Consider the following 23,159-nt stretch of genomic DNA (forward strand, 5'->3'; position numbering starts at 1 on the left):
AAACCTCCGCTTATATTCCCCCGAACTGTGCTCTATTCTATGTCTAACCGGAAAATCTCCGCTTATTTTAAATATCACTGTTTACTCAATTAAGGATAAGACTTCTGATGTTTCAAAAAAACCAAGTGAACCTCATTAAAATTAAATTCCAACAATCTTTGTAACCGCAACATAATCCACGTGCCCCTGAAGAGGCAGTGATTGAGCCGAGCTCCCTGACTAAGTTTCGGAAACTCAGACTCCAATTAACATATATACCCTACAAACTACCCGCGTATTTATTCTCAAAATAAATAAATTTATCAAATTAAAAGGTGAGCACAATTAACCAATTGATGGCTAAAACGCAATATCACTAGTATTATCCTCCTGGTATTCTAAAAGTTAACACTATCTTAATATATATTTTGCTATATTATTTTTTGGGCCTATTAAAAACAAAAAATATAGAAGGATGGGTGCATAATGAAATTAGGAAGAAGAAACAGGAGCAAGAAAATTTTGTCCAGTACACTTGCAATCACCGTGTTAGCAGCTCCTTTCTTGTCTGGCAATGCAATGGCTGCAAAGCCCTCTAAAGTCAAGGTTCAATCAGAGGTTGAACTTCGTATTATGGAAACGACCGATGTCCATAACAATCTACTAAGCTATGATTATTATAAAAATAGTGTAGCTCCTAAATTGGGACTGGCTAAAACGGCAACTCTTGTGAAAGAAGCACGAAAAGAAGTAGAAAACTCTGTACTCGTGGATAATGGTGACCTTATACAAGGGAATCCTCTCGCTACATACAAAGCAAAAATTGATCCTCTAGAGGAAGGAGAAATACATCCAGCTATCAAGGCCATGAACCTAATGGGCTATGATATGGCGACACTCGGAAACCATGAGTTTAACTATGGATTGGAGTATCTAGATGAAGTGTATGATGATGCCAACTTCTCTTTTGTCAACGCCAATGTATACGTAGATGATCATGATAATGATCCAACTAATGATGTAAATAAATATACTCCTTATAAAATTGTGAATAAAAAAGTAACAGATGAATTTGGTAAAACTAATGTTATTAAAATTGGATATATTGGGTTTGTTCCTCCTCAAATTAATGAATGGGATAAATCGGTTCTAGATGGAAAGGTCATTACCAAAAACATCGTAGAAACAGCGAAAAAATATATCCCTATGTTGAAAGAAGAAGGAGCAGATGTCATTATTGCATTAGCTCACTCAGGTTTTAGTGCAAATGAAGCGAATACTGAAAATGCAGTCTATGCTTTAAGTAAAGTACCTGAAATTGATGCGATTACATTTTCACACACGCATAAAACCTTCCCAGCAAAAAATGTAGCTAGTCTAGATACAATGTTCAAAGGTGCCGACGGACAACCTCTCCCTGGAGTAGATAACGGAAAAGGAACGATTAACGGTGTAGCTGCTGTACAAGCTGGATTTGCCGGTGGATCATTAGGAATTATTGACCTTACCTTACAAAAAATAAAAGGGAAATGGACAGTTTCTAATTCACAATCCTCCACAAGACAAATAGATGCTATTCAACCAGACCAGTCAATAGTTGATGCTGTAAAAGCCGATCATGAAGCTACCTTAGAATATGTGAATACACCAATTGGAACGACTACAGATGACATCTATAGCTATTTCGCACTCGTACAAGATGATCCATCTATTCAAGTAGTGACAAACGCACAAAAATGGTATGTCGAAAAATATATCGAATTAAACAAGCCGGAATTAAAAGATCTTCCGATTTTATCAGCAGGAGCCCCTTTTAAAGCTGGTGGAAATAGCGTGGATGAATACACAGAGATTAACCAAGGTGATTTAACCATTCGTAGTGCGTCTGACTTATACCTTTATGATAACACTCTAAAAGCTATTAAGGTGAAAGGTTCGGATGTTAAAGAGTGGCTTGAAATGTCTGCCGGTCAATACAACACGATCGATCCTTCAAATACAACTGAACAACCGTTAATCAATTCTAACTTTCCAGTATTTAACTTTGATGTGATTGATGGCGTAGAATATCAAATTGATGTTACAAAGCCTGCCAAATACGCACCAAATGGGGAACTTTTAAACCCGAATTCAAGCCGTGTTGTAAATCTTAAATATAATGGGGAACCATTGAATCCGGAACAAGAATTTATTGTGGTAACAAATAATTATCGTGCTGGTGGCGGAGGGAATTTCCCTGGGGTAAAGGGCAGTGAATTAGTAGTTGATTCAGCCGATGAAAACCGTCAAATTTTAATGAACTACATTTCTGAGGTGAAAGAAATTACCCCAACAGCTGATGGAAACTGGTCAATCGCTCCAATCTCAGGAAATGTAAATGTTACTTTTACGACTTCACCAAAAGCAGAGCAATATATCACGGAAAAAAGCCCATTTTCTTATACTGGCAAAACCGATTCAAAAGGTTTTGGAATCTTTAATTTTAACTTGGATAGCCATTCAGATAGCGACCTTTTAAAGGTTCAGCTTTTAGGAGTAAATGATTTACATGGACAGTTAGATACGGTTACAAAAGTTGGAGATTTATCAGCCGGACCTATTGAGTACTTGGCAGCTGCATTAAAACAAGAGGAAGCAACAAATCCTAATACCCTTCTTTTACATGCTGGAGATATGATTGGAGGAAGCCCGTTAATATCCGCTCTTTTCCAGGATGAGCCTACCATTGAAGTATTGGAAAATATCGGTTTTGATGCAGGCACATTCGGAAATCATGAATTTGATGAAGGGATTGACGAACTACACCGTATGATGAAAGGTGGAGATCATCCAAACGGTACGGTTGGTTATGACGGAATGAACTTCCCACTTGTTGCCGCAAACGCTTATGATACAAGAGATGGAAATCTAATTACGGATCCTTACACTATTTTCACAATAGAAGGTCAAAAAATTGGTGTGATCGGAGTTGTAACTCAGGAAACACCTAATATGATTGTTAGAAAAGGAAACGAATCATTACAGATTACAGACGAAGTTGAAGCCATTAACAAGTATACGGAAGAATTAAAAGGACAAGGAATCGAAGCCATTATCGTCCTTGCTCATAATCCTGCTACCCAAACAGGTTATACCGATTCATTCGATGCTAGCAGAATCGCAGAACAAATTGATGATGAAGTAGATGTTATCTTTGCTGCACACAACCATGTAGGGGTAAACCGAGTAGTGGACAACAAACTCATTGTCCAAGCCTATTCTTATGGATCTGCTTTTTCTGATGTAGAAGTTGAAATTGACCGTGAAACTGGTGATATCGTGAATAAATCAGCAGAGATTAAAACGGTTTATCAAAAGGACTATACTCCAGATCCAGAAGTTGCAGAGATTATGAAAAAATATTCAGAGAAAGCCGAACCAATTAAAGCAAAAGTTGTTGGGCAATCTTCATCTACCCTTGAAAAAGGTTATCCAACTGTAGATAATGAATTTGGTGATTTTGCTCTTGGAAATCTTATTGCGGATGGTATGAAAGCTGCAATGAACGCAGACTTCGCCATGATGAATGGCGGCGGTGTCCGCTCTCCATTAGAAGCAGGTGAAGTAACATTTGGTGATTTATTTGCCATTCAGCCGTTTGGTAATGTGTTAAATAAAGTAAAACTTAGCGGTGCAGATTTAGAGACAGTATTAAATAACCAGATTACAGATAGAGGTCTTGACTTCCATATTGCTGGCTTTAAATACACGTATACTTATGACAGCACAGCTAAAACAGGCAAGGTTGTAGACATCTTCTTACCAGATGGAAGCAAGATTGACAAAACGAAGGAATACACAGTTGTTATCAACAACTATATGACGGGAAACCTTAAATACGGTATTGGGGCTCTTTCTACTGATTTAGAAGTTGGCCCAATAGATGTAGATGCATCCGTTGATTTTGTAAAAACATTATCTTCTCCTTTTGAATATAAGTCTGAGGGAAGAATTCAAAGAGTTAATTAATTAACTAAGGACTGTATAGATTCTATAAACGAATCCATACAGTCCTTTAATTTTCAAATACTTATATAATTTGCGAATTTACGCCAATCTTTACCTTTTGATTTATTCCATGCAAATAAAAAAATCCTAGCATCGTAAAGATGCTAGGATTTTAAATGATGATCTGAGAGGGATTCGAACCCCCGACCCCATCCCTGTCAAGGATGTATTCTCCCGCTGAACTATCAGATCGCTTATTAAGTACAAATTTAATTATATTGAATTTTTCTAGAATGTCAATATCTTTTCAGCATTACTGCATAAAAACCACAAAAAAGAAACATTTGTTCCACTTTTCTTTAATAAAGAACAAATGTTTGGATAAAATAATAACATATAGTATAGGAAGGAGTGATTCAAATGGATGGTTTATTTATGCGTTCTATCGAGGAAAATATTCCATTAGAAATGATTTACCTTGCAGAAAACCAAGAATTATCACAACGGAAGCTAATTGTGAAGGAAGTTACCAACGAATACATTCGAGCCTATTGTTTGCTTCGGAAACAAATGCGCACCTTTAAACGTGAAAACATTTTATCGATTATGCCTGAATCCCGTCACAAAAACCACTACCTTCACTAATCCTCTTCCCGCCTACAAATCACATTAGCTTCCGTCCCCCTATTATTAAAAGCATTTCCAATTTAGTTTTGTTATAATGCAGTGGTAGAGATCGAATCATTGGGGGAATAAATGCATGGAGTTTCCAAAAGGAACAATCAAAGAAGTTACCATTCAGAGCAGCGAACTTGGAGAAGATGTGCAGCTTTTAATCTACCTGCCTGCAAACTTTTCGCCACTATATAAATACTCACTGCTGATTGCCCAAGACGGCCAAGACTATTTTCAACTCGGCAGAATCGCTCGTTGGGCAGACGAGTTTCTTTTCCAAAGAGAAATTGAAAACTTAATCATTATTGGGGTACCCTATAAGGATGTAGAAGACCGTAGCAAGAAATACCATCCGAGTGGCATACAGAATCAACAATACATTCGTTTTCTAGCCCATGAATTAGTTCCTTACCTTGATACAGAATTCCCAACTTATCAAATGGGATCGACAAGAGCACTGATTGGTGACTCGCTCGGTGGTGCCGTTTCACTAATGACAGCGCTTCAATATCCACATACGTTTGGAAAAGCCCTGATACAGTCTCCTTATGTGGATGAAAATATTCTTAATTCTGTCGAGGACTTCTCGGAGGGACAGTTATTACAGCTCTATCATGTAATAGGGAATCAAGAAACAGAAGTTGAGACATCAGATGGCAGTTTGAAAAATTTCCTAATCCCAAATCGTAGGCTTTCAAAAATAATTTCAGAGAAACCCATTACATATTTTTATGAAGAATTTAACGGAAATCATACTTGGACTTACTGGCAGCCAGATTTAAGACGAGCACTTAAAATGCTGTTTTAATCTTCTTAGCATGGACACCAACGATAAGTTGTTTAATATATTTTGAAAATTTGTTATAATATTAGGAAGGTTGATTTTTTTATCTAAAAAAAAGTTCAGTTTATCATAATGGAGGTATTCGAATGAAATTTGGTGTTGTCATTTTCCCATCAAAAAAACTACAAGATTTAGCTAATTCCTATCGAAAACGTTATGACCCGCATTATTCTTTAATTACGCCACACCTCACACTGAAATATTCATTTGAGGCGACCGAAGAAGAGGCTAAAGAATATGCCGAAAAATTACGGAGAGTCGCTGTAAACCATAATGCTTTCCCTTTAAAAACTTCAAAAATCAGCTCCTTTCAACCCGTTAATAATGTTATTTATTTAAAAGTGGACAAGACGGAAGAACTTTCCGCCTTGCATAATGAAATCAACCAAGAATTTTCGGAGCAAAATTTAGATTATGCATTTGTTCCTCATATTACGATTGGTCAAAAGCTATCAAATGATGAGCATTCTGATGTATTTGGTTCACTCCGCATGACCAAAATAAATCATGAAGAAACGGTTGACCGCTTCCATCTTCTGTATCAACTAGAAAATGGGTCTTGGACCGTTTATGAAACATTTCGTCTTGGAAAGGAATAGTTTAAGTGACAATAAAGGTTGTTGAAAATCAAAAAGAACTTGAAGATGCTTATTCCGTTAGGAAAACTGTTTTCGTTGAAGAGCAAGCAGTTCCACTTGAAGAGGAAATTGATGCCTACGAGGACGATGCAGAACACTTTGTCATGTACGATGAAGGTTCTCCTATTGCTGCGGGACGATTTCGTTTCGTTGATGGCTATGGAAAAGTTGAACGAATTTGCGTATTAAAAGTGGCTAGAAAAACTGGTGCAGGTAAAGCGATGATGAATGCAATCGAGAGTTACGCCCTTAAAAAGGATATTCATAAATTAAAGCTTAATGCTCAAACCCATGCCATTCCCTTTTATGCCGGACTTGGTTATGAAGTTGTCTCAGAGGAATTTTTGGATGCTGGAATTCCACATAAAACGATGTTAAAAGAAATATAAACATAGGAAGCACTTGGCGCTTTAAGCGGCAAGTGCTTTTTTGGTAATTCCATCAATGTTCGGGAATCCCTTTTAGTTCCCTTCAGGTTTTGATATGATAGAACATGTCTTGATTTTTGGATATAGAGGGTAAAAACTATGAAAACAGCGATTTATCAAAATCAGAATATTTTCCTTGAACAATTAAGCAGGGATCAATATCAAAAAATATTTCTGGCCGGAAAAAATGGTCAACTGAACTGTTCTGTATGTAAAGAGAACGTTCGATTGTTTTTAGGTATTCAGAAGGAACCACATTTTTATCATATGCATTCACCCGATATACATTGTCCAGAGCCCACTGTAACTGCGGTAAAATTAGATTCCCACCAATCTACCGAGATAAATGGATTTCACATGCCAAAGGGCAGGACGATTACAACGACCCCACCAAGCATTGATATGTTCAAAACCGCCACAAGCATTGAATCTACTGTTCCATACAAACAGTCAATTAGTAACAACCATGTGGAGCGCTCAGCTTACTTACAGCAGCTTGCCGAAAGTGGCGTTATTTTAGATGAAAGTCAGGCAGCCGCGGTCATGGAGACTGAAGGCTCTTTATTAGTCCTTGCAGGTGCCGGGAGTGGCAAAACTCGTGTATTAACCGCACGGACAGCGTTTATGATGAATGAAAAACACTTGGATCCAAGGACAATTATGCTTGTTACTTTCACATCGAAAGCAGCAGCTGAAATGAAAAACCGGCTGCTTTCGTACCCGCATATGAAACGAGAAAAAATCACTCAACTTGTTACCGGTACTTTCCATAGCATTTTTTATCGAATTCTTATGTTTCATGATGGAAATAATTGGTCATCAAATAAGTTGCTGAAAAAAGAATGGCAGCGGGATAAAATTTTGAAGGAATCAGGAAAAGAGCTCGACTTGTCGGAAAAAGAATTTGCCTATGATTTGGCCCTTCAGCAAATCGGCCTTTGGAAAAACTCATTACTGATGCCGAATGAAGTGAAGCCTGCTTCCGAATGGGAAGAAAAAGTAGTCTTTTTATATAAAAGATATGAGGAATATAAGAATAGAGAGGGTTTGTTTGATTTTGATGATATGCTGATTGGCTGCTATCAGCTGTTTGTCTCGACCCCCTCCCTGCTTGAACAGTATCAAGAGCGGTTTCATTATTTCTTAATTGATGAGTTTCAGGATATAAATAAGGTGCAGTACGAGCTTATTAAACTTTTATCAGGTAAACATAAAAATGTTTGTGCCGTTGGTGACGACGATCAAGCAATCTATTCGTTTCGTGGTAGTGATCCTAGTTATTTGTTGGAATTTGAAAAAGATTTTCCATATGCCAAGATGGTCACACTTGACCAAAATTACCGATCGTCACATGAAATAGTTACTGCCGCTAATCAAATGATTGCTGCCAATAAAGTGAGAAGAACGAAGAAAATGAAGGCACAGTTTTCATCTCAAAGACTCCCGCAGTTATTTTTCCCTTTTGATGAAGAGGAAGAAGCAACAATGATTCTTACAGATATACAAGAGCAGATTTCACTCGGAGCAAATCCGTCAGACTTTGCGATTCTTTACCGGACCAATGCCGGGTCTCGCGCAGTCTTTGAAAGGCTGGCTGGCTCCAACCTTCCTTTTAAAATCGATTTAGATGCAGAGGCTTTCTATGAACGTTATATTGTGAGAAGCGCTCTGGCATTTCTAAAGGTAAGTTTAAATGAAGAGGACCCGCAAGCAATGGCAGACATATTACCATTACTTTTTTTAAAACAGACTATCCTAAAAGAATTAAAAGCACAAAGCATCCTAAGAGACTGTAGTCTTCTTGAGGCACTCGCACACTTAACAACAGCCCATGCATTTCAGGAAAAGAAATTAAAAAAGGCTGTCACGATTATTCGTGGATTAAAGCACACGTCACCGCAATTAGCAATCGAAAAGGTAGAGAAAGATATTGGCTTTCTTGATTTTCTAAAAAAACGCGGAAATGAATCGAATAAACTTGAAAAAGGATCGGACGACCTTAAGGATTTAAAAGTGGCAGCCAAAAGTTTTGACAGCCTTGAAGCGTTTCTAGCACATGCCGAGCATATGTCGGCAATGAATCGAGAAATCAAAAATTTAAGTAAACATTTTCAAGAAGCCATCAGCCTAAGTACAATCCACCGCTCAAAAGGCCTTGAATACAAAACCGTTTATATCATTGGCGCAGTCGACGGCAGCCTTCCGCATGATTTTGCCCTCGAAGCGTATCGAAATGGTGATTTTACAGCACTCGAGGAAGAAAGAAGATTATTTTATGTTGCGATGACTCGTGCAAAGGAGCAGCTGTTTATTTCCGTGCCACAAAATAGAAGAGGAAAAAAAGCCAACCGTTCACGGTTTATTGCTCCGCTTAATAAAAAGAAGAAGACCAATTCCTAAATTAGGAAAGTGGTCTTCTTCTTTTTATTTTTTATTGATCATATTCGAGATTGTATTGAGGTCAAGTTGTTTTCCATCGTTGATGATCGATTTAACAATTTGATCTTCCATTTCTTGATTTACCGGTTTATTGGCAATTTGAGAAACTCGACGAATTACATTACGGACAGTTTTTTCATCTTTAAAATTCGCATTTTGTAGTGAATTGGCTAAATCAAAGATATCTTTCATATTAACGCCCGTTTTCTTTTCAATGTTTTTAAAAAATCCATTATCCATGTTCAAAGATCACGCTCCTTCATAAACTACTTTTATTGTATGAAGAAAGGGAAAAATGGTGAATAAAATAGGAAAAGCGTACACACCCATAGGCGCATACGCTATTGAAGCAAAGAAGGGGCTGGCCATCTTTTTTGGCCAACCCCTTCCATTAATACAAGCTTACTGTTTATTAATAGAAGCTTGCACCAACAATGATTAAAAGGATGAATAATACGACGATTAATACAAAAGTTGAACCGCCGCCATACCCACCGCCGTAGCCGTAGCCGCCATATCCAAAGCACATAGAATGTCACCTCACTTCTGTAATCTCATTAATAACATATGAAATTACTTAATACAGTGTGTAGGCTCGACATCTATTTCGGTAAATTGGATATAAAAATAAATAAATTATCCTTTTGGTTTAAAAATAAGGGCACCTATAAATCCGAAAATAATGGCAGCAGAAATACCGGAACTTGTCACTTGAAACATACCGGTCAATACTCCGATCAGCCCATGTTTCTCTGCATCCTGCAATGCTCCGTGGACTAGAGAATTACCAAAACTGGTAATTGGAATGGTAGCTCCAGCCCCTGCAAAGTCAACAAGCGGCTCATACAGTCCGAAACCATCCAATATTGCTCCAATAACAACAAGCAAACTTAGTGTATGACCTGGGGTAAGCTTGGCCACATCAAATAAAAGCTGCCCGATAACACAAATTAGCCCGCCGATAACAAATGCCCAGAAAAACATCGCTAACATTGAATCACTCCTTATCTCCATTCATTTCGATCGCTACCGCATGTGCAATACAGGGGATCGATTCGTTTTGCTGAAAACTAAGCGGTGACAGCAATGCCCCAGTTGCAACTACAAGGATTCGTTTATATACACCCTTTTTCAATTGGTTTAATAAATGCCCATATAAAGCTGTTGCTGAGCATCCCGCGCCGCTTCCACCCGATTGTACAGGCTGATTATCTTTATACATTAATAAACCACAATCCTGAAATTGTTTCCGCTCTAATTGAAGACCACTTTTGTTGATCAACTCGAAAGCTGTATCATGACCGACCCTTCCCAGGTCGCCGGTTACAATTAAATCATAATAAGAGGGCTCTAATTGAAGATCACGGAAATGGGCCATTATTGTATCAGCTGCCGCTGGTGCCATCGCCCCACCCATATTAAAAGGGTCAGATAACCCCATATCGACGACTTTTCCAATCGTTGCCGATATTGTCACCGGATGCATCTGCCCAGGTTTATTTGGTTGCACTAAAGCTACTCCAGCACCTGTAACCGTCCATTGTGCAGTAGGCGGCTTTTGACCCCCGTACTCTGTAGGGTAGCGAAATTGTTTTTCAACTGCTGCATTATGACTTGATGCACCCGTAAGTACGTACTTTGCTCCCTGGTAATTAACGACGAACGAGGCTAGCGCCAATCCTTCCATTGACGTTGAGCAGGCACCAAAAAGTCCAAAGTATGGAATCTGCATCGTACGTGCCGCAAAGCTGGTTGGCGTAATTTGATTAATTAAATCTCCAGCAAATAAAAATTGAATCTGCTCTTTCTCAATCTTCCCTTTTTGTAAAGCTGTTTTAATCGCTTCTTCTATCAGTAACCGATGTGCTTTTTCATACGTTTCCTTTCCCATCCACAAATCCTCAAATAATAAATCAAAATCATTAGCTAAATTTCCATTTGCCTCAAATGGTCCACCGGTAACCCCGGTAGCAGTGATCATTGGCCGATTTGTAAAGATCCATGATTGGTGCCCCTTTAACAATTACAAAACCCCCCACATTACCAGCAGCGTTTTAATAAGTGCTACAACAAAGGCTGAGAAAACACCGAAGAGAACAACAGATCCTGCCAGTTTAAACATATTTCCACCTACACCTAAAACAAAGCCTTCCGTTCGATGTTCGATGCATGCCGAGATTACGGCATTTCCAAAGCCAGTAACGGGCACGGCACTTCCTGCTCCGGCAAATTGTCCTAGACGATCGTAAATTCCGAAGCCAGTGAGTAACATTGATAAAAAGACCATGGTGGCTACTGTCGGGTTTCCTACGCTCTGTTCAGTAAAATCAAAAAAGTAAATATAAAAATAACTGATGGCTTGTCCGACAACACAAATAATTCCGCCAACAAAAAATGCCTTAATACAATTCTTTAAAACAGGCCTTTTAATTTCGTGCTTCTGCTGAAGTTGTTGATACTTGCGCTGTTGGAGCGTCATATTTTTCTGCTTACTGTTCGCCATCTTGAATCTTCCTTTCTTACTTCATTTCTTTCGTCATTTTAACAATGTCGTTAAAGCGCTTTTCAGCTCTCTGATGAGAAAATTTAGCGGATTTCATTCTCTCTTCAAGTCTCACTGCTTCGAGAAATATTTTATAATCACTCGAAATTGTAAAGTTATCATTTGGATATTTTTCTTCAAGCATTTTGTTGATGTCTTTTTCAATTTTTTTCATTCTAAAACGAGACAAATGCTTAACCTTATAAACAACCAGGGTGTCCTTTTTCCCTTTTATTACCGCAACATCATATAATTCTGGAATTGCGCTTACATCCTGTTCAATTTCTTTTACCTGACTTTTACTTTCATTCTTTACTGTCATAATCGGGCTGGGGTTCGTTGTTTTCATAAGGGTCAATTGGCTATCCTTAACCTGTTGATTTTGAGAACAGGAGGAGAGTAATAATAAACAAGCAAATAATATCCAATAATGAATAACTTTCATTTGAATCCATCCCCTATTCCGTTTTTTTTCCATCACTATAGGTAGTTTTTTCGACATTGTCGAAAATTATGACTAGATACGCGTAATTTATCTATATTTCTCAGTAAATATAAAAAACTGCCAGTTAATCTGACAGTCCCAATAGCTTACTTTGAAGTTTTTTTGCCGCATCCGCACCCTTTTTTCTTTATCGATTTAGATGGTTGATACATTTGGGTTGTTTCGGATGACTGTATGGATTGTGAGTAATCAGTTGTTTGAGTTCTCCTTTTTTTTTGACTCATTTATCTCTCTCCCTTACTCAATTCATTAACTACTTGTATTAGAATATGAACAACCTCTAAGTCTTGTCTCAGCGAACACCTTTATTTTTCGATAAAATGCTGTACAATTGACTCCAATATTGATGCGAAGCCAGCCACTGCAAAAATTATAATAATCGGAAAAGAGAAGTCAGGGTATAGGAAAGATATAGCTACGACTCCTGTAGAGGCCCATATCCCGGTACACCAGTAACAGCTAAGCAGTTCACCGATAAACTTTTTAGCCCCTTTTTCCTTGGGGAGATAATAAACCTCGATTTCACCATCCTCATTTTCTTCTTTGATTTCATTGAAAAAAGGCTCCCGAATAAACTCAGTTATTTTATCAAAAACAAGGAGTCTGGTCAGCCTAAAGCTTGCAAGCGAAAGAATAAGAAGTTGTAAAATCGTTATATTCATGTTGAATTTTCCTTTCCAACTAACATGAAATATATTAATTGCCTAATTTTTCTAAAACAAGGCTATTGTCCGTTACCCAAAAGTGCTCTGTGAAATATGTTAGTAATGTAAGATATATATCACGGTTAAGGAGGAAAAATAAATGGGTTGTGGAAATAATAATCATGATTTTCGAAACGGCAATTGTGTTTGCGAAGTCGTTCGTGCAATTAAAGATATCCAAGATAATGCTGTAGAAGAAGACGAGTGCCCAGAGTGTTCCAGTTGTTTCGCTGAGCCTCTAGGTTCTTTGGTGTCACCTGCGAGGAGAGATCCTGTAGATACTCGTGTATTTGTATTAAGTACTGCGGATGGTTCTCCATTCCATGCATTCTTTAGTAACGAAAACAATGCATGTGTATCCATCTACTTCCGCGTAGAAGATGTATTTGACAACTGTTGTGCTACACTTCGTGTGTTAGTACCAGGGCGCCGCGAGGGCGGAACCTTCTGCCCGGTAAACTTAGTTTCAGGTGGAGATAAGTGCTGCATTAACCTGGATAAAGTTTGTCAGGTTGAACGTTTCCGTGCTAGTAACGACTGCATTACAGTTGACTTAAGCTGCTTCTGTGCAGTTCAATGTATTGCTGATGTTAACCTTGGAATTTGCAACTAAAAACTTAGCCAGTCGGTAATTCGGCTGGCTTTTTTTGTTTTGGAAGAACGAAGAATTTACGTTTGCCTGCTATTTCTTTATCCCGATCAGCATTACATTTTTTAGTGCATTGACTGATACTGTTTTCTTCGTTTGGTCATGGAAACGGATCGTTATTTCGTTTCCATCATACTTAGTTAGGTACCCCTGATAATTTCCTTCGTCAGTAATGAATACACATGGGGGAGGTGGAAGGACTATTGGATAGTTGATTAAATAATCTAATCGTTCGATTACATTCATTTCTTTGAAAGGTTTTACCCGTTTAAATGTTGAGTGATGCTTATCTGATATTGCTGTTTTTTGTTGATTTTCTAATTTATTTTCTTCTTTAGTTTTTGGCTCTGGTTCAATATCCTTCTTAGCTAAGGAAATTTTCTTTTTACTTTCAGCTTCTATTGGCGTTTCTTCCTCAATTAGCACTTCATCCAGTTTGATTGAATAACTGTCCTGCATGTTAGTTGCAGGAGGCCTTGCAAACGGCTGATGTATATAGAGTAATGGTCCTTTACTCTTCTTTTTCGACATGCTCTAAACCTCCATTTACGTAATCCTACACATTATATTTATGCTAAATGCCTATACGCGTTCATAATAAAAATAAGAAATTTTCGGCAAGCAAAAAGACCCGCATAAATACGGGTCTTTCATTATCATTATAGGATATGATATCCGGAGTCAACGTGAATGTTTTCACCGGTAATTCCACGGGACAGGTCACTGAAAAGGAAAAGGGCTGTATCGCCAACCTCTTCGGTAGTTGTTGCTCTTCGTAATGGGGCTCTTTCTTCCACTACTCTTGTGATTTCGTTAAAATCACCCACGCCTTTAGCTGATAACGTCCGAATCGGACCAGCTGAAACGGAGTTAACACGGATGCCTTCTTTTCCAAGATCTGCTGCTAAGTACCTGACACTTGCATCAAGAGAAGCCTTAGCCACTCCCATAACATTATAATTTGGAAGGGCACGCTCACCGCCAAGGTAAGTCAACGTCACGATGCTTCCACCCTCTGTCATCAATCCTCTTGCCTCTTTGGCTACTGCTGTTAAAGAATACGAACTGATATTATGAGCAAGCAAGAAGCCCTCTCTTGTAGTGTTCAGATATTCACCTTTTAATTCTTCTTTGTTTGCAAAAGCAATACAATGTGCTACACCTTGAATTGTTCCAACTGCTTCTTTAATTTCAGCAAAGCACTTCGCGACATCTTCATCACGTGTAACATCACACGGTAAAACAAGAGTCCCTTCAGCTTCTAACGAATTAGCAAGCTCACGAACACTGCTTTCTAATCTTTCACCTGCATAGGTAAAAATTAATCTAGCCCCTGCATTGTGCAATGAGCGGGCAATTCCCCATGCAATACTGCGTTTATTGGCAACACCCATTACTACATAAGTTTTTCCGGATAAAGAAAGATTCATATTTAAAAAGTCCTCCTACGATTACATGAGTTATTAGTACTTGGTACTAATTTTACACTAATTTACGACAAATGAAAAGTTCAACACCTCAAACAAAATTTTTTCAATAATATTTTAACAGGTTTCGCAGAATTCCAGCTCTCTTTTCAGTTCATCCACATATTCCTTCGACCCAGTAACAATCAAGCGGTCATTCATTAGCAGCTCTGTATCTCCATGTGGGACGATGGAATCCTTGCCACGGAAAATCCGGACAAATATGATATCGCCTGTAAAAGGAAATCGCCGTAACGACAATTCATCAAATTGCCTATTCAACATGACAATTTCATAAAGTCCTGTTTCCTGATTGGTTAATATGTTTAACAAGGTTGGCGATTCAATTAAGGCTCGGAGCAATACTTTGGTGGACATAAAGGTAGAAAATACCTCAATATTATGCTCACGTAAGTTTTCCTCTAATTCAGGACTTTCTATTCGCGCAATGACCCTTGATACTCCTTTCTCTTTTGCAGCAATGGAAAGTGTGGCATTGACTCTCTCATCACCTGTTGAAATCACCACAACATCAGATTGAAAAACTGATGTCTTCTCCAACGTTTCCAGCGAATAATCAGGTATTTCAACTATGTCAAAAAGAGAATTAGCAATTTGTTTTTCAGATTTCTCCATTTGTATATGATAAAGTATTGGGTCATACAAGCCTGCCTTTAATTCCCGTGAAACAGGCATTGTCGTCTGGTTTGCACCTAAGAATGCCACACTAACCCTTTTATTAGCGACCACTTCTTTAGGGAATAACTTTTTAAAAACAATCGGTGTAAAAATAGACGTAATTACAGCAACCAATATTAATGTGCCACTCATCTGCGGGGTTATGATTTCTAACCTCTCTCCTATTGTCGCCGCTGCAATTACAAGTGAAAGTGTTGACGTGAGTAAAAAACCCGCTGCAATGACTGTTTTTAACTCATACCAAATTTTCAATATATACACGGGGATTAGTTTTGATAATAACAGTCCTATTAATAGAAGTGGTATCAATAATAAAAGTTTTTTTTCACTAAAAAGGGACCAAATATCAAGATTTACCCCTACCATTACAAAAAAGATGGGAATCAAAAATCCATAACCGAATGAATCCAGCTTATGTACAAGCTCCTGGTTCGGTGATAACAACGAAACCAGGACCCCCGCTAGAAATGCTCCTAAGATGTTTTCTGCACCCACTGTTTCAGACAGGCCAACTAAAACGATGATTAGTGTAAATACGGCTCTCGTCCCAATTTGAACGGTCCCCGTTGAAAGTGTTTCAATAAACGTTCGATTTTTAAATCTTTTTCCAAGAAAATAAAGAACTATACCAGCTACAAACAAGATAAGTAGCAGCCACGTATTTCCATGACCTGATTCATAAAGAGATACAAAGACAGCTAGTAAGATCATCGTCACCAAATCAGCAATGACCGCCACCAATAAGATAATTTGTCCGATAACAGTTTTCATCAGGTGTGCCTCTTTTAGTGTGGGTACAACAACGCCTAATGATATCGTTGAGATGATCAAGGTCATTAAAAAGGCATTATCAATAAAGCCTGCCATTACAAACAAATACGATAAACCAAGCGAGAAAATAAAGATACCTGCAAAGATTAGCCCCGCGACAACGAATGAATTGGGCTCTACTTTCCCATTTGGAAGCTTTTTACGGAACTTTCTCCCAGCAAAAGCCGTGAAGTCTATCTCCAGTCCGCTTAAAAACATGAGAAAGATAAACCCTAATGTAGATAGGGTTGAGATCCACATATCTTCGTGAACCACATCGAAACCGCTTTTCCCAATTACAAGACCCATTATAATTTCAGCGACAACCACAGGGATATAATTCAATTTAAATCGATGTAAAAGAATGGGGGTTAAAAAGGCCATCGTCACCACAATTAATAAAGAAATAACTGATACATGCTGCTCCATTCATGTAACTCCTCTCCAATAATTTATAGTTTAGAATCCTTTTTATAAAAACTAACTCTAAGGTAAAAAATATCAATATAAGGGAGTTGATTTAATGAAAATTGATATAATCGGTGATATTCATGGCTGTCTTACGGAATTAAAGGAACTCACGCTAAAACTGGGTTATCAATGGGAGAATGGAATACCGATACATCCTGATGATAGAGTACTGGGATTTCTAGGCGATTTAACGGATCGCGGACCTGCATCACTGAACGTAATCGAAATTGTATGGCAACTGGTTCTTAAAGAAAAAAAAGCCTATTACACACCGGGGAATCATTGTAATAAGTTATACCGCTTCTTCCTTGGCAACAAAGTTCAGATTGCTCACGGACTAGAAACAACAGTTGCCGAATATCAATCATTATATAAACAAGAGCAACAATCCATTCGAAAAAAATTCACCGAACTTTATGAAAAAGCTCCATTATACCTACAATTAGACAACAAAAAGCTTGTGATTGCCCATGCCGGGATTAAACAAGAATTTATCGGACAATCACATGCAAAGGTCAAAGAGTTTGTCCTTTACGGAGATATTACAGGAAAAAAACACCCTGATGGATCACCGATAAGAAGGGATTGGGCCAAAGAATATCAAGGTGATACATGTATCGTATACGGACATACACCCGTTCATGAACCAAGGATCATTAATAATACCTATAATATTGATACCGGGGCAGTCTTCGGCGGAAAACTAACCGCGTTAAGATATCCAGAAATAGAATTGATTTCAGTTAAATCAACTATGCCATATGTAGAAGAAAAATTTAAGGAATTTGAATGACAAGGAAGGCACAGCGCCCTGCCGTTGAAAAAAAGGCTGCCTCCTAAAAAAGCGAGTCAGCCTCTAAGATTTCACCCATATCATCTGGAAGTGGTGCAGTAAAAATCATTTCTTCTCTTAAAAATGGGTGAATAAATTTTATTTTTTTACAATGAAGTGCCTGCCTGACAATTAAGGACCGATCCCCTCCATACAAATCATCACCAAGCAAAGGATGCTTTAAATAAGTCATATGAACCCGAATTTGATGGGTTCGTCCGGTATCAAGCTTTAGCTCTAAATAAGTAAATCCACGATGTCGCTCAATCACCCGATAATGGGTGCAAGCAAATTGTCCATCCTCACGAACTTCCCTCTCAATTATACTGTCGTCTTTGCGTCCAATTGGCGCCTGTATCGTACCGCTGTCTAACAAAACCCTGCCTTCTGCAAATGCTTCATAAGTCCTCTTAACCCCACCACTGCGCTGCATCATACTAAACAAATGGTGGACATGACGATGCTTCGCTACGAGAACAATTCCTGAAGTATCTCTGTCCAGCCGAGTAACAATATGGGAAGTGGTCTGTAGTCCACTTCGCTGATAATAGCCAATTAGTGCATTCGCAAGGCTGCCGTCAGGATGCTCTCGAGACGGAATCGTATTCATTCCTGCCGGCTTATTTATTACTAATAGATACTCATCCTCGTATAGGATTGTTAACGGGATTTCTTCTCCCTTAAGTCCCTCACTAGGATACTCTATTGGAAAAGTAACCGTTACTTCCTCCCCTATTGATAGCTTGTATCGAACATTTACTTCTTCTCCATTTACTTGGATACTCCCACCCTTGAACTTAATATCCGTTAAGGCAGTCCGAGAAACCTCTTCCTTCTTTAAAAATTCCCTTAATAATTTCCCGGCATCGCTTTCATTAATAATCCACTTCAATTTAAAGGGAGAATACATAACCATACCCCCTTCATGTCAATCGGAAATAAAGGAATCATGTACTCTTTTCCAAAAAGGAAACGGCCGGAAACGGGCAAAGCGAATTTTTTCATCTGGGACCCTAAATTGAATGGATTTTACATCCTTATGAAGCAGTGTCAGGTGATCGATTGTCACTTGAAAATCAGACCGATTTACCGGTTTAAGCATACAGGTATGGTGTGCAGGGAGAATAAGCGGTGAACCTATAGTTCTAAAAACTTTGTTATTAATCGATGCCATTTCAGCCACTTGGAGGGCAGCAATGGACGGATGGATAATCGCTCCGCCAAGTGCCTTATTATAGGCCGTACTTCCTGATGGAGTTGAAACGCATAAACCGTCACCACGGAACCGCTCAAAATGCTGTCCGCGGATTTCCACATCCATCACGAGTGTCCCTTCAACACTTTTAACGGTTGACTCATTTAAGGCAAGATACCTAGATTCCTTCCCTGCATGAGAATAGCGGATAATCACCTCTAACAATGGGTATTCCACGACATGATAGGGTGTTTTAGCAATCGCAATCACTAACTTTTCAATTTCATCGGGAATCCAATCTGCATAAAAGCCGAGATGACCCGTGTGAATTCCGACAAAAGCCGTTTTATCCAATCGGCTGCTATAGCGATGAAAGGCATAAAGGAGTGTCCCGTCACCGCCAATGGAAACAACTATATCTGGTTGGTCCTCATCGTACACAAGATCAAAATCAAGTAAATAGGTCCTCATTTTGTGCATTAAGATATTTGATTTTTGATCTCCTTTTGATGTAATCGCAAATTTCATAGTATTTTTGCTCCTTGTGGCTTGTTTGGCTATTCAAAAGGCGGTATTGACAATTAATCCTTTTCTTCTTGTTTCAATTCTTTCTTTCTTGTAAAAAAAGCTTGAGCATCCTGTATTTCACCGCGAATCAATGACATTTCCTCGTCTAAACGAAATGCTGCTTCCGCCGCTCTTTGCAAACGCATTTGAATATCACTGGGAAAAACACCTTTGTACTTATAGCTTAATGTATGTTCAATTGTCGCCCAAAAATTCATTGCAAGCGTTCGTATCTGAATTTCCGCTAAGATTTTCTTTTCTCCATGGATGGTTTGAACTGGGTAGCGAATAACAACATGGTAGGACCTATACCCGCTTGTCTTTTTATGTGAAATATAATCTCTATCCTCGACAATTTCTAAATCATTGCGGTTTCGTAATAAATCGACGACAGTATGAATGTCATCGACGAACTGACACATAATACGCATACCCGCAATATCTTGCATTTCTTCTTCCAATCTTTCTAGTGGTATTCCTTTTTGATTTGCTTTGTCAAGAATACTTGCGATCGGTTTAACTCTTCCAGTAACAAATTCAATCGGTGAGTGAGTGGCATCAAGTTCGAATAGACCTCTCATCCCCTTTAATTTTACTTTTAATTCTGCAACAGCCTGTTTATAGGGGGCTAAAAATTGGTCCCAATGCTTCATGATTTCACCTCAAACCATATTATGTTAAGAATATACTCTCTACCTTTGAAACCAATTCTTTCCCATAATTACTATTTCCCTTAATATTAGATAGGACATCATCAAATTCATCATGGAAATTTACCAATTCTTTTTGTTCATCATTAAAGGAAATCCAGACAGGTAACCTTTTTTCATAGGCATTTTTTAATAGCGGCCAAATTTGTTCATGTAATACGATATATGTATAATCATTTTTATCCTCCATTAAGTAAATGAAAGAGTATTGGATAGAATCAACAAGAATCTGTTCCTCAGGAACCAAATCAATAATTGACTCATTCGTTTCTAACATTAGTTTATCTTCAAATATGTATGCTTTTAGAATTGTAATATTTTTCTTCATCTCTCTACCTCCATTATCTCCCTACTTATTTTAGCATAATTCATGCAGTTCTCCCAAGAATTGATGTTAAAGTCGGAGTGGATAATAGAGAAAAACTCTAGGTTGAAAGGAAGTTAGGCAATGACGCAAAATATCGAAATCGAATTTAAAAATATGCTGACAAAAATAGAATATGAAAGCTTCCTTAAGTATTTCAAGATCAGCCAAAGCCAAATATTTTCCCAGGAAAACCACTACTTTGATACACCTGATTTTGCTTTAAAAAGTAATGATTCTGCACTAAGAATTCGCAAAAAGGGCGGAACCTACGAAATGACATTAAAACAGCCAGCAGACGTAGGGCTGCTTGAGACCAATCAGGTCATTGGGGAAGAGGAAGTTTTAATGGCCATTCATCAGGGCATCCTACCAACTGGAATCATTCAACCTCTTATCGAAGACTACCAAATTTCTTTTTCTACTATCGAATATTTTGGATCCTTAATTACGGAGCGAGTTGAATTGGAATACAAGCAGGGGTTACTAGTGTTGGACCATAGTATCTATCTAAGCAAAGAAGATTATGAATTAGAATATGAGGTTGAGGATTATCAGATTGGAGAGAAAATCTTTTTGGAACTTCTGAAGCAATTTAAGATTCCTTCTCGAAAGACAGAAAATAAAATTGTCCGTTTCTATAAACAAAAGTTTGATCAAACGAACTAAAATAATATCTTCAAAGAAGAATTAGAGCAGTTTCGAGATTTGGAGTTATTTCCAACATACTCCTTTCTATTTCTCCTATTAAAATATTCTCAATTGGTATACATTAATAATGCCATTGGATGACAAATTCGCATTTTCAAAGCAATTAATTTGAGATATGAAATGGGCATTGTTAAAATTAATTTACATAATACTTTAGGGGAGTTGTCAACATGATTGAGAGAAAGCTTTCACCATTCGAATCCATAGGTGAAGATACATTACACCGTCTTGTGGACACTTTTTATGGCCTTGTTGCACAACATCCTGATCTTGCTCCTATATTCCCAAATCAATTTACTGAGATTGCTCGTAAACAAAAGCAATTCTTAACTCAATATTTAGGCGGACCGAACGTTTATACAGAAGAGCATGGCCATCCGATGATGCGTGCTCGCCATCTGCCATTCCCGGTTACACCAATACGAGCGAGAGCTTGGTTATCATGTATGACTCAAGCAATGGACACAATTGGCTTACAAGGTCCGATCAGGGACGAATTTTATTCACGACTTCATCTTACTGCTCAACATATGATTAACACGCCAGATGGCGCGATATCAGGTGAAGAACGTGAATAGTTCAAGATTTTCAGGCTCTAAGCAGCAGTGTAGTGGTAGTGAAAAAAAGCCGATTGAGATTTATATGTTTATTGACCCAATATGTCCGGAATGTTGGGCATTGGAACCTATTTTAAAGAAGCTTCATATCGAATACGGTCGTTATTTTTCTATAAAGCATATTTTAAGTGGACGATTAGCCGATTTAAATTTGAGTAAGAAAAAGAATTTTGAGAATATCGCTCAAGTTTGGGAGAAGACTGCTAGCAGATCTGGAATGTCATGTGATGGGAGCCTTTGGTTAGAAAATCCTGTCGATTCACCTTATACAGTTTCAATTGCGCTAAAGGCAGCTGAGCTGCAAGGGAGGCGTGCCGGGCTTCGTTTCTTGAGAAGAATTCAAGAAGGATTATTTTTAGAAAAACGAAATATTTCTAATCTTGAAGTGTTAAAGGATTGTGCAAAGAGTCTAGGTTTGGATGTGGATGAATTCATGATTGATATCCATTCCGATAGTGCCGCGAAAGCCTTCCAATGTGATTTAAAAATCACATCAGAAATGGATGTACAAGAAATTCCCACATTAGTATTTTTCAATGAAAATGTCGAGGATGAAGGAATCAAGATAACTGGGTCTTATCCATATGAGGTATATGTCCAAATTTTAGAGGAAATGCTTTCTGAAAAACCAGTACTGACTCCCCCACCTCCGTTAGAAACGTTTATGAAATTTTTTAAATTTGTTGCCTCAAAGGAAATTGCAGTGGTTTATAATATGTCTATTTCGCAAATTGAACGGGAAATGAAAAAGCTGCTTTTAAAGCAGGTTGTCGAACAGATTCCCGCTAAATATGGGACCTTTTGGAGGTATATTGAAGAATAGGAAATGTCGGGATTAACCGGCATTTTTTATTTCCATGTAAAAACGAAAATGCCTTGCAGCTGTTACACTGCAAGGCATTTTTCTATTATACGAACAAAGGGGATGGGAGAAATTTTTCACGGTTCAAACAAAGGGGTATATGTTTGTTGTGATCAACTTCACGTATATAATATAGCATGGGATCAAAGAGGCTGACAATAAGTTTGTGCTTTATTTCACATAATTGTCAAAAATCATAATTCCATGGAAAGGACAATAAACATAGTAGTATAAAGAATAAAAACTTACTTTTAAAAAGGGTGGCAATATTCTATGAGAAAATTCCCTTTCGTTATTATGGTGCTTTTTATATTCATTGCTTTTTTCCTTCAAATACTCGCATTGTTAAAGATCTTTCCTCTTTTAATTAGTACACCCATTTTGTTTGTATCCATTTTTATTTTCATTTTTTATCTTAATGATCGAAAGCGGTTTAGAGGATTTTAAAAGGGATGGCTGCCAAAC

At 38.0% G+C, this 23,159-nt stretch carries 27 protein-coding genes and 1 tRNA gene; 12 read left to right on the forward strand and 16 right to left on the reverse strand.

The genetic code is table 11. The features are described 5' to 3' along the window. The first annotated feature begins 465 nt into the window (after window positions 1-465). On the forward strand, window positions 466-3,987 hold the full coding sequence (locus tag BDR01S_RS04410; RefSeq protein WP_066252235.1) for a bifunctional 2',3'-cyclic-nucleotide 2'-phosphodiesterase/3'-nucleotidase: 3,522 nt from the start codon (window positions 466-468) through the stop codon (window positions 3,985-3,987). Between the two features lie 159 nt (window positions 3,988-4,146). Here the strand turns inward: BDR01S_RS04410 and BDR01S_RS04415 are convergent. Next, window positions 4,147-4,218: transfer RNA gene (locus BDR01S_RS04415), tRNA-Val, on the reverse strand. A gap of 168 nt (window positions 4,219-4,386) precedes the next feature. Between BDR01S_RS04415 and BDR01S_RS04420 the strand changes: the two genes are divergently transcribed. The 5 genes from BDR01S_RS04420 (at window position 4,387) to BDR01S_RS04440 (ending at window position 8,951) form a co-directional block, all read left to right on the forward strand. Continuing rightward, the gene (locus BDR01S_RS04420) at window positions 4,387-4,611 is read left to right on the forward strand and encodes a hypothetical protein (protein ID WP_066252234.1); all 225 of its coding nucleotides are present in this window, start codon (window positions 4,387-4,389) and stop codon (window positions 4,609-4,611) included. A gap of 115 nt (window positions 4,612-4,726) precedes the next feature. After that, a complete protein-coding gene (locus BDR01S_RS04425) occupies window positions 4,727-5,449 on the forward strand; it encodes an alpha/beta hydrolase (protein WP_066252232.1) in 723 nt (240 codons plus the stop codon). 122 nt (window positions 5,450-5,571) lie between these two features. After that, a complete protein-coding gene (locus BDR01S_RS04430; RefSeq protein ID WP_066252231.1) occupies window positions 5,572-6,084 on the forward strand; it encodes a YjcG family protein in 513 nt (170 codons plus the stop codon). A gap of 5 nt (window positions 6,085-6,089) precedes the next feature. Continuing rightward, the gene (locus BDR01S_RS04435) at window positions 6,090-6,512 is read left to right on the forward strand and encodes a GNAT family N-acetyltransferase (RefSeq protein WP_066252228.1); all 423 of its coding nucleotides are present in this window, start codon (window positions 6,090-6,092) and stop codon (window positions 6,510-6,512) included. Between the two features lie 138 nt (window positions 6,513-6,650). Continuing rightward, the gene (locus BDR01S_RS04440; RefSeq protein WP_066252226.1) at window positions 6,651-8,951 is read left to right on the forward strand and encodes a UvrD-helicase domain-containing protein; all 2,301 of its coding nucleotides are present in this window, start codon (window positions 6,651-6,653) and stop codon (window positions 8,949-8,951) included. Between the two features lie 24 nt (window positions 8,952-8,975). Here BDR01S_RS04440 and spoVIF read toward each other — a convergent pair whose 3' ends face one another. The 8 genes from spoVIF to BDR01S_RS04470 form a co-directional block, all read right to left on the reverse strand. Continuing rightward, the gene (gene spoVIF, locus BDR01S_RS04445) at window positions 8,976-9,230 is read right to left on the reverse strand and encodes a sporulation-specific transcription regulator SpoVIF (RefSeq protein ID WP_066259806.1); all 255 of its coding nucleotides are present in this window, start codon (window positions 9,228-9,230) and stop codon (window positions 8,976-8,978) included. A 172-nt stretch (window positions 9,231-9,402) separates the two neighbouring features. Further along, the gene (locus BDR01S_RS24745; protein ID WP_074432806.1) at window positions 9,403-9,519 is read right to left on the reverse strand and encodes a YjcZ family sporulation protein; all 117 of its coding nucleotides are present in this window, start codon (window positions 9,517-9,519) and stop codon (window positions 9,403-9,405) included. 107 nt (window positions 9,520-9,626) lie between these two features. Continuing rightward, window positions 9,627-9,983 carry a stage V sporulation protein AE gene (gene spoVAE / locus BDR01S_RS04450; protein WP_066252224.1) on the reverse strand — a complete coding sequence of 119 codons (357 nt, stop codon included), beginning with the start codon at window positions 9,981-9,983 and terminating at the stop codon, window positions 9,627-9,629. 4 nt (window positions 9,984-9,987) lie between these two features. Next, window positions 9,988-11,013, reverse strand: coding sequence for a stage V sporulation protein AD (gene spoVAD, locus BDR01S_RS04455; protein WP_066252222.1), 1,026 nt, complete (start codon window positions 11,011-11,013; stop codon window positions 9,988-9,990). Then, window positions 11,014-11,493 (reverse strand): stage V sporulation protein AC, encoded by a 480-nt coding sequence (gene spoVAC / locus BDR01S_RS04460; RefSeq protein WP_066252219.1) that lies wholly within the window; start codon window positions 11,491-11,493, stop codon window positions 11,014-11,016. Window positions 11,494-11,509: 16 nt separating this feature from the next. Then, window positions 11,510-11,977 (reverse strand): sporulation protein, encoded by a 468-nt coding sequence (locus BDR01S_RS04465; RefSeq protein ID WP_066252217.1) that lies wholly within the window; start codon window positions 11,975-11,977, stop codon window positions 11,510-11,512. Between the two features lie 146 nt (window positions 11,978-12,123). Then, window positions 12,124-12,261 carry a hypothetical protein gene (locus BDR01S_RS25670; protein ID WP_169801410.1) on the reverse strand — a complete coding sequence of 46 codons (138 nt, stop codon included), beginning with the start codon at window positions 12,259-12,261 and terminating at the stop codon, window positions 12,124-12,126. Between the two features lie 81 nt (window positions 12,262-12,342). Then, window positions 12,343-12,699 carry a DUF1360 domain-containing protein gene (locus BDR01S_RS04470; RefSeq protein ID WP_066252215.1) on the reverse strand — a complete coding sequence of 119 codons (357 nt, stop codon included), beginning with the start codon at window positions 12,697-12,699 and terminating at the stop codon, window positions 12,343-12,345. A gap of 142 nt (window positions 12,700-12,841) precedes the next feature. Here BDR01S_RS04470 and BDR01S_RS04475 point away from each other — a divergent pair, with 142 nt between their 5' ends. After that, entirely contained in the window at window positions 12,842-13,354 is a 513-nt protein-coding gene (locus tag BDR01S_RS04475) for a CotY/CotZ family spore coat protein (RefSeq protein ID WP_066252213.1), read from the forward strand. Window positions 13,355-13,423: 69 nt separating this feature from the next. Here BDR01S_RS04475 and BDR01S_RS04480 read toward each other — a convergent pair whose 3' ends face one another. The 3 genes from BDR01S_RS04480 to BDR01S_RS04490 all read right to left on the reverse strand — a co-directional run bounded on the left by BDR01S_RS04480 (window position 13,424) and on the right by BDR01S_RS04490 (window position 16,794). Continuing rightward, entirely contained in the window at window positions 13,424-13,921 is a 498-nt protein-coding gene (locus tag BDR01S_RS04480; protein ID WP_066252210.1) for a CotO family spore coat protein, read from the reverse strand. Between the two features lie 128 nt (window positions 13,922-14,049). Next, entirely contained in the window at window positions 14,050-14,820 is a 771-nt protein-coding gene (gene fabI, locus BDR01S_RS04485) for an enoyl-ACP reductase FabI (RefSeq protein WP_066252208.1), read from the reverse strand. A 114-nt stretch (window positions 14,821-14,934) separates the two neighbouring features. After that, window positions 14,935-16,794, reverse strand: coding sequence for a monovalent cation:proton antiporter family protein (locus tag BDR01S_RS04490; RefSeq protein ID WP_066252206.1), 1,860 nt, complete (start codon window positions 16,792-16,794; stop codon window positions 14,935-14,937). A 94-nt stretch (window positions 16,795-16,888) separates the two neighbouring features. On the opposite strand from BDR01S_RS04490, the gene prpE reads away from it, so the two are divergent. Next, entirely contained in the window at window positions 16,889-17,629 is a 741-nt protein-coding gene (gene prpE, locus BDR01S_RS04495; protein ID WP_066252203.1) for a bis(5'-nucleosyl)-tetraphosphatase PrpE, read from the forward strand. 43 nt (window positions 17,630-17,672) lie between these two features. Here prpE and BDR01S_RS04500 read toward each other — a convergent pair whose 3' ends face one another. The 4 genes from BDR01S_RS04500 to BDR01S_RS04515 are packed head-to-tail and all read right to left on the reverse strand — an operon-like array spanning window position 17,673 to window position 20,468. Next, a complete protein-coding gene (locus tag BDR01S_RS04500; RefSeq protein WP_066252199.1) occupies window positions 17,673-18,578 on the reverse strand; it encodes an RluA family pseudouridine synthase in 906 nt (301 codons plus the stop codon). Window positions 18,579-18,596: 18 nt separating this feature from the next. Continuing rightward, a complete protein-coding gene (locus BDR01S_RS04505; RefSeq protein WP_066252196.1) occupies window positions 18,597-19,391 on the reverse strand; it encodes an NAD kinase in 795 nt (264 codons plus the stop codon). Window positions 19,392-19,444: 53 nt separating this feature from the next. Beyond that, window positions 19,445-20,083: a GTP diphosphokinase gene (gene yjbM, locus BDR01S_RS04510; RefSeq protein ID WP_066252193.1), complete on the reverse strand. Its 639-nt coding sequence runs from the start codon at window positions 20,081-20,083 to the stop codon at window positions 19,445-19,447. A 19-nt stretch (window positions 20,084-20,102) separates the two neighbouring features. Further along, window positions 20,103-20,468 (reverse strand): UPF0738 family protein, encoded by a 366-nt coding sequence (locus BDR01S_RS04515; RefSeq protein ID WP_066252190.1) that lies wholly within the window; start codon window positions 20,466-20,468, stop codon window positions 20,103-20,105. Window positions 20,469-20,588: 120 nt separating this feature from the next. Here BDR01S_RS04515 and BDR01S_RS04520 point away from each other — a divergent pair, with 120 nt between their 5' ends. The 4 genes from BDR01S_RS04520 (at window position 20,589) to BDR01S_RS26795 (ending at window position 23,141) form a co-directional block, all read left to right on the forward strand. Continuing rightward, window positions 20,589-21,173, forward strand: a complete 585-nt coding sequence (locus BDR01S_RS04520) for a CYTH domain-containing protein (RefSeq protein ID WP_066252187.1) — start codon at window positions 20,589-20,591, stop codon at window positions 21,171-21,173. A gap of 212 nt (window positions 21,174-21,385) precedes the next feature. Then, on the forward strand, window positions 21,386-21,793 hold the full coding sequence (locus BDR01S_RS04525) for a globin domain-containing protein (protein WP_066252184.1): 408 nt from the start codon (window positions 21,386-21,388) through the stop codon (window positions 21,791-21,793). Then, a complete protein-coding gene (locus tag BDR01S_RS04530) occupies window positions 21,762-22,655 on the forward strand; it encodes a ClpXP adapter SpxH family protein (RefSeq protein WP_066252181.1) in 894 nt (297 codons plus the stop codon). The genes BDR01S_RS04525 and BDR01S_RS04530 overlap by 32 nt, the downstream gene beginning before the upstream one ends. Before the next feature lie 336 nt (window positions 22,656-22,991). After that, on the forward strand, window positions 22,992-23,141 hold the full coding sequence (locus BDR01S_RS26795; protein WP_501193410.1) for a hypothetical protein: 150 nt from the start codon (window positions 22,992-22,994) through the stop codon (window positions 23,139-23,141). Window positions 23,142-23,159: the final 18 nt, after the last annotated feature.

The sequence above is a fragment of the Neobacillus drentensis NBRC 102427 genome, assembly GCF_001591445.1.
Lineage (GTDB): Bacteria > Bacillota > Bacilli > Bacillales > Cytobacillaceae > Neobacillus > Neobacillus drentensis.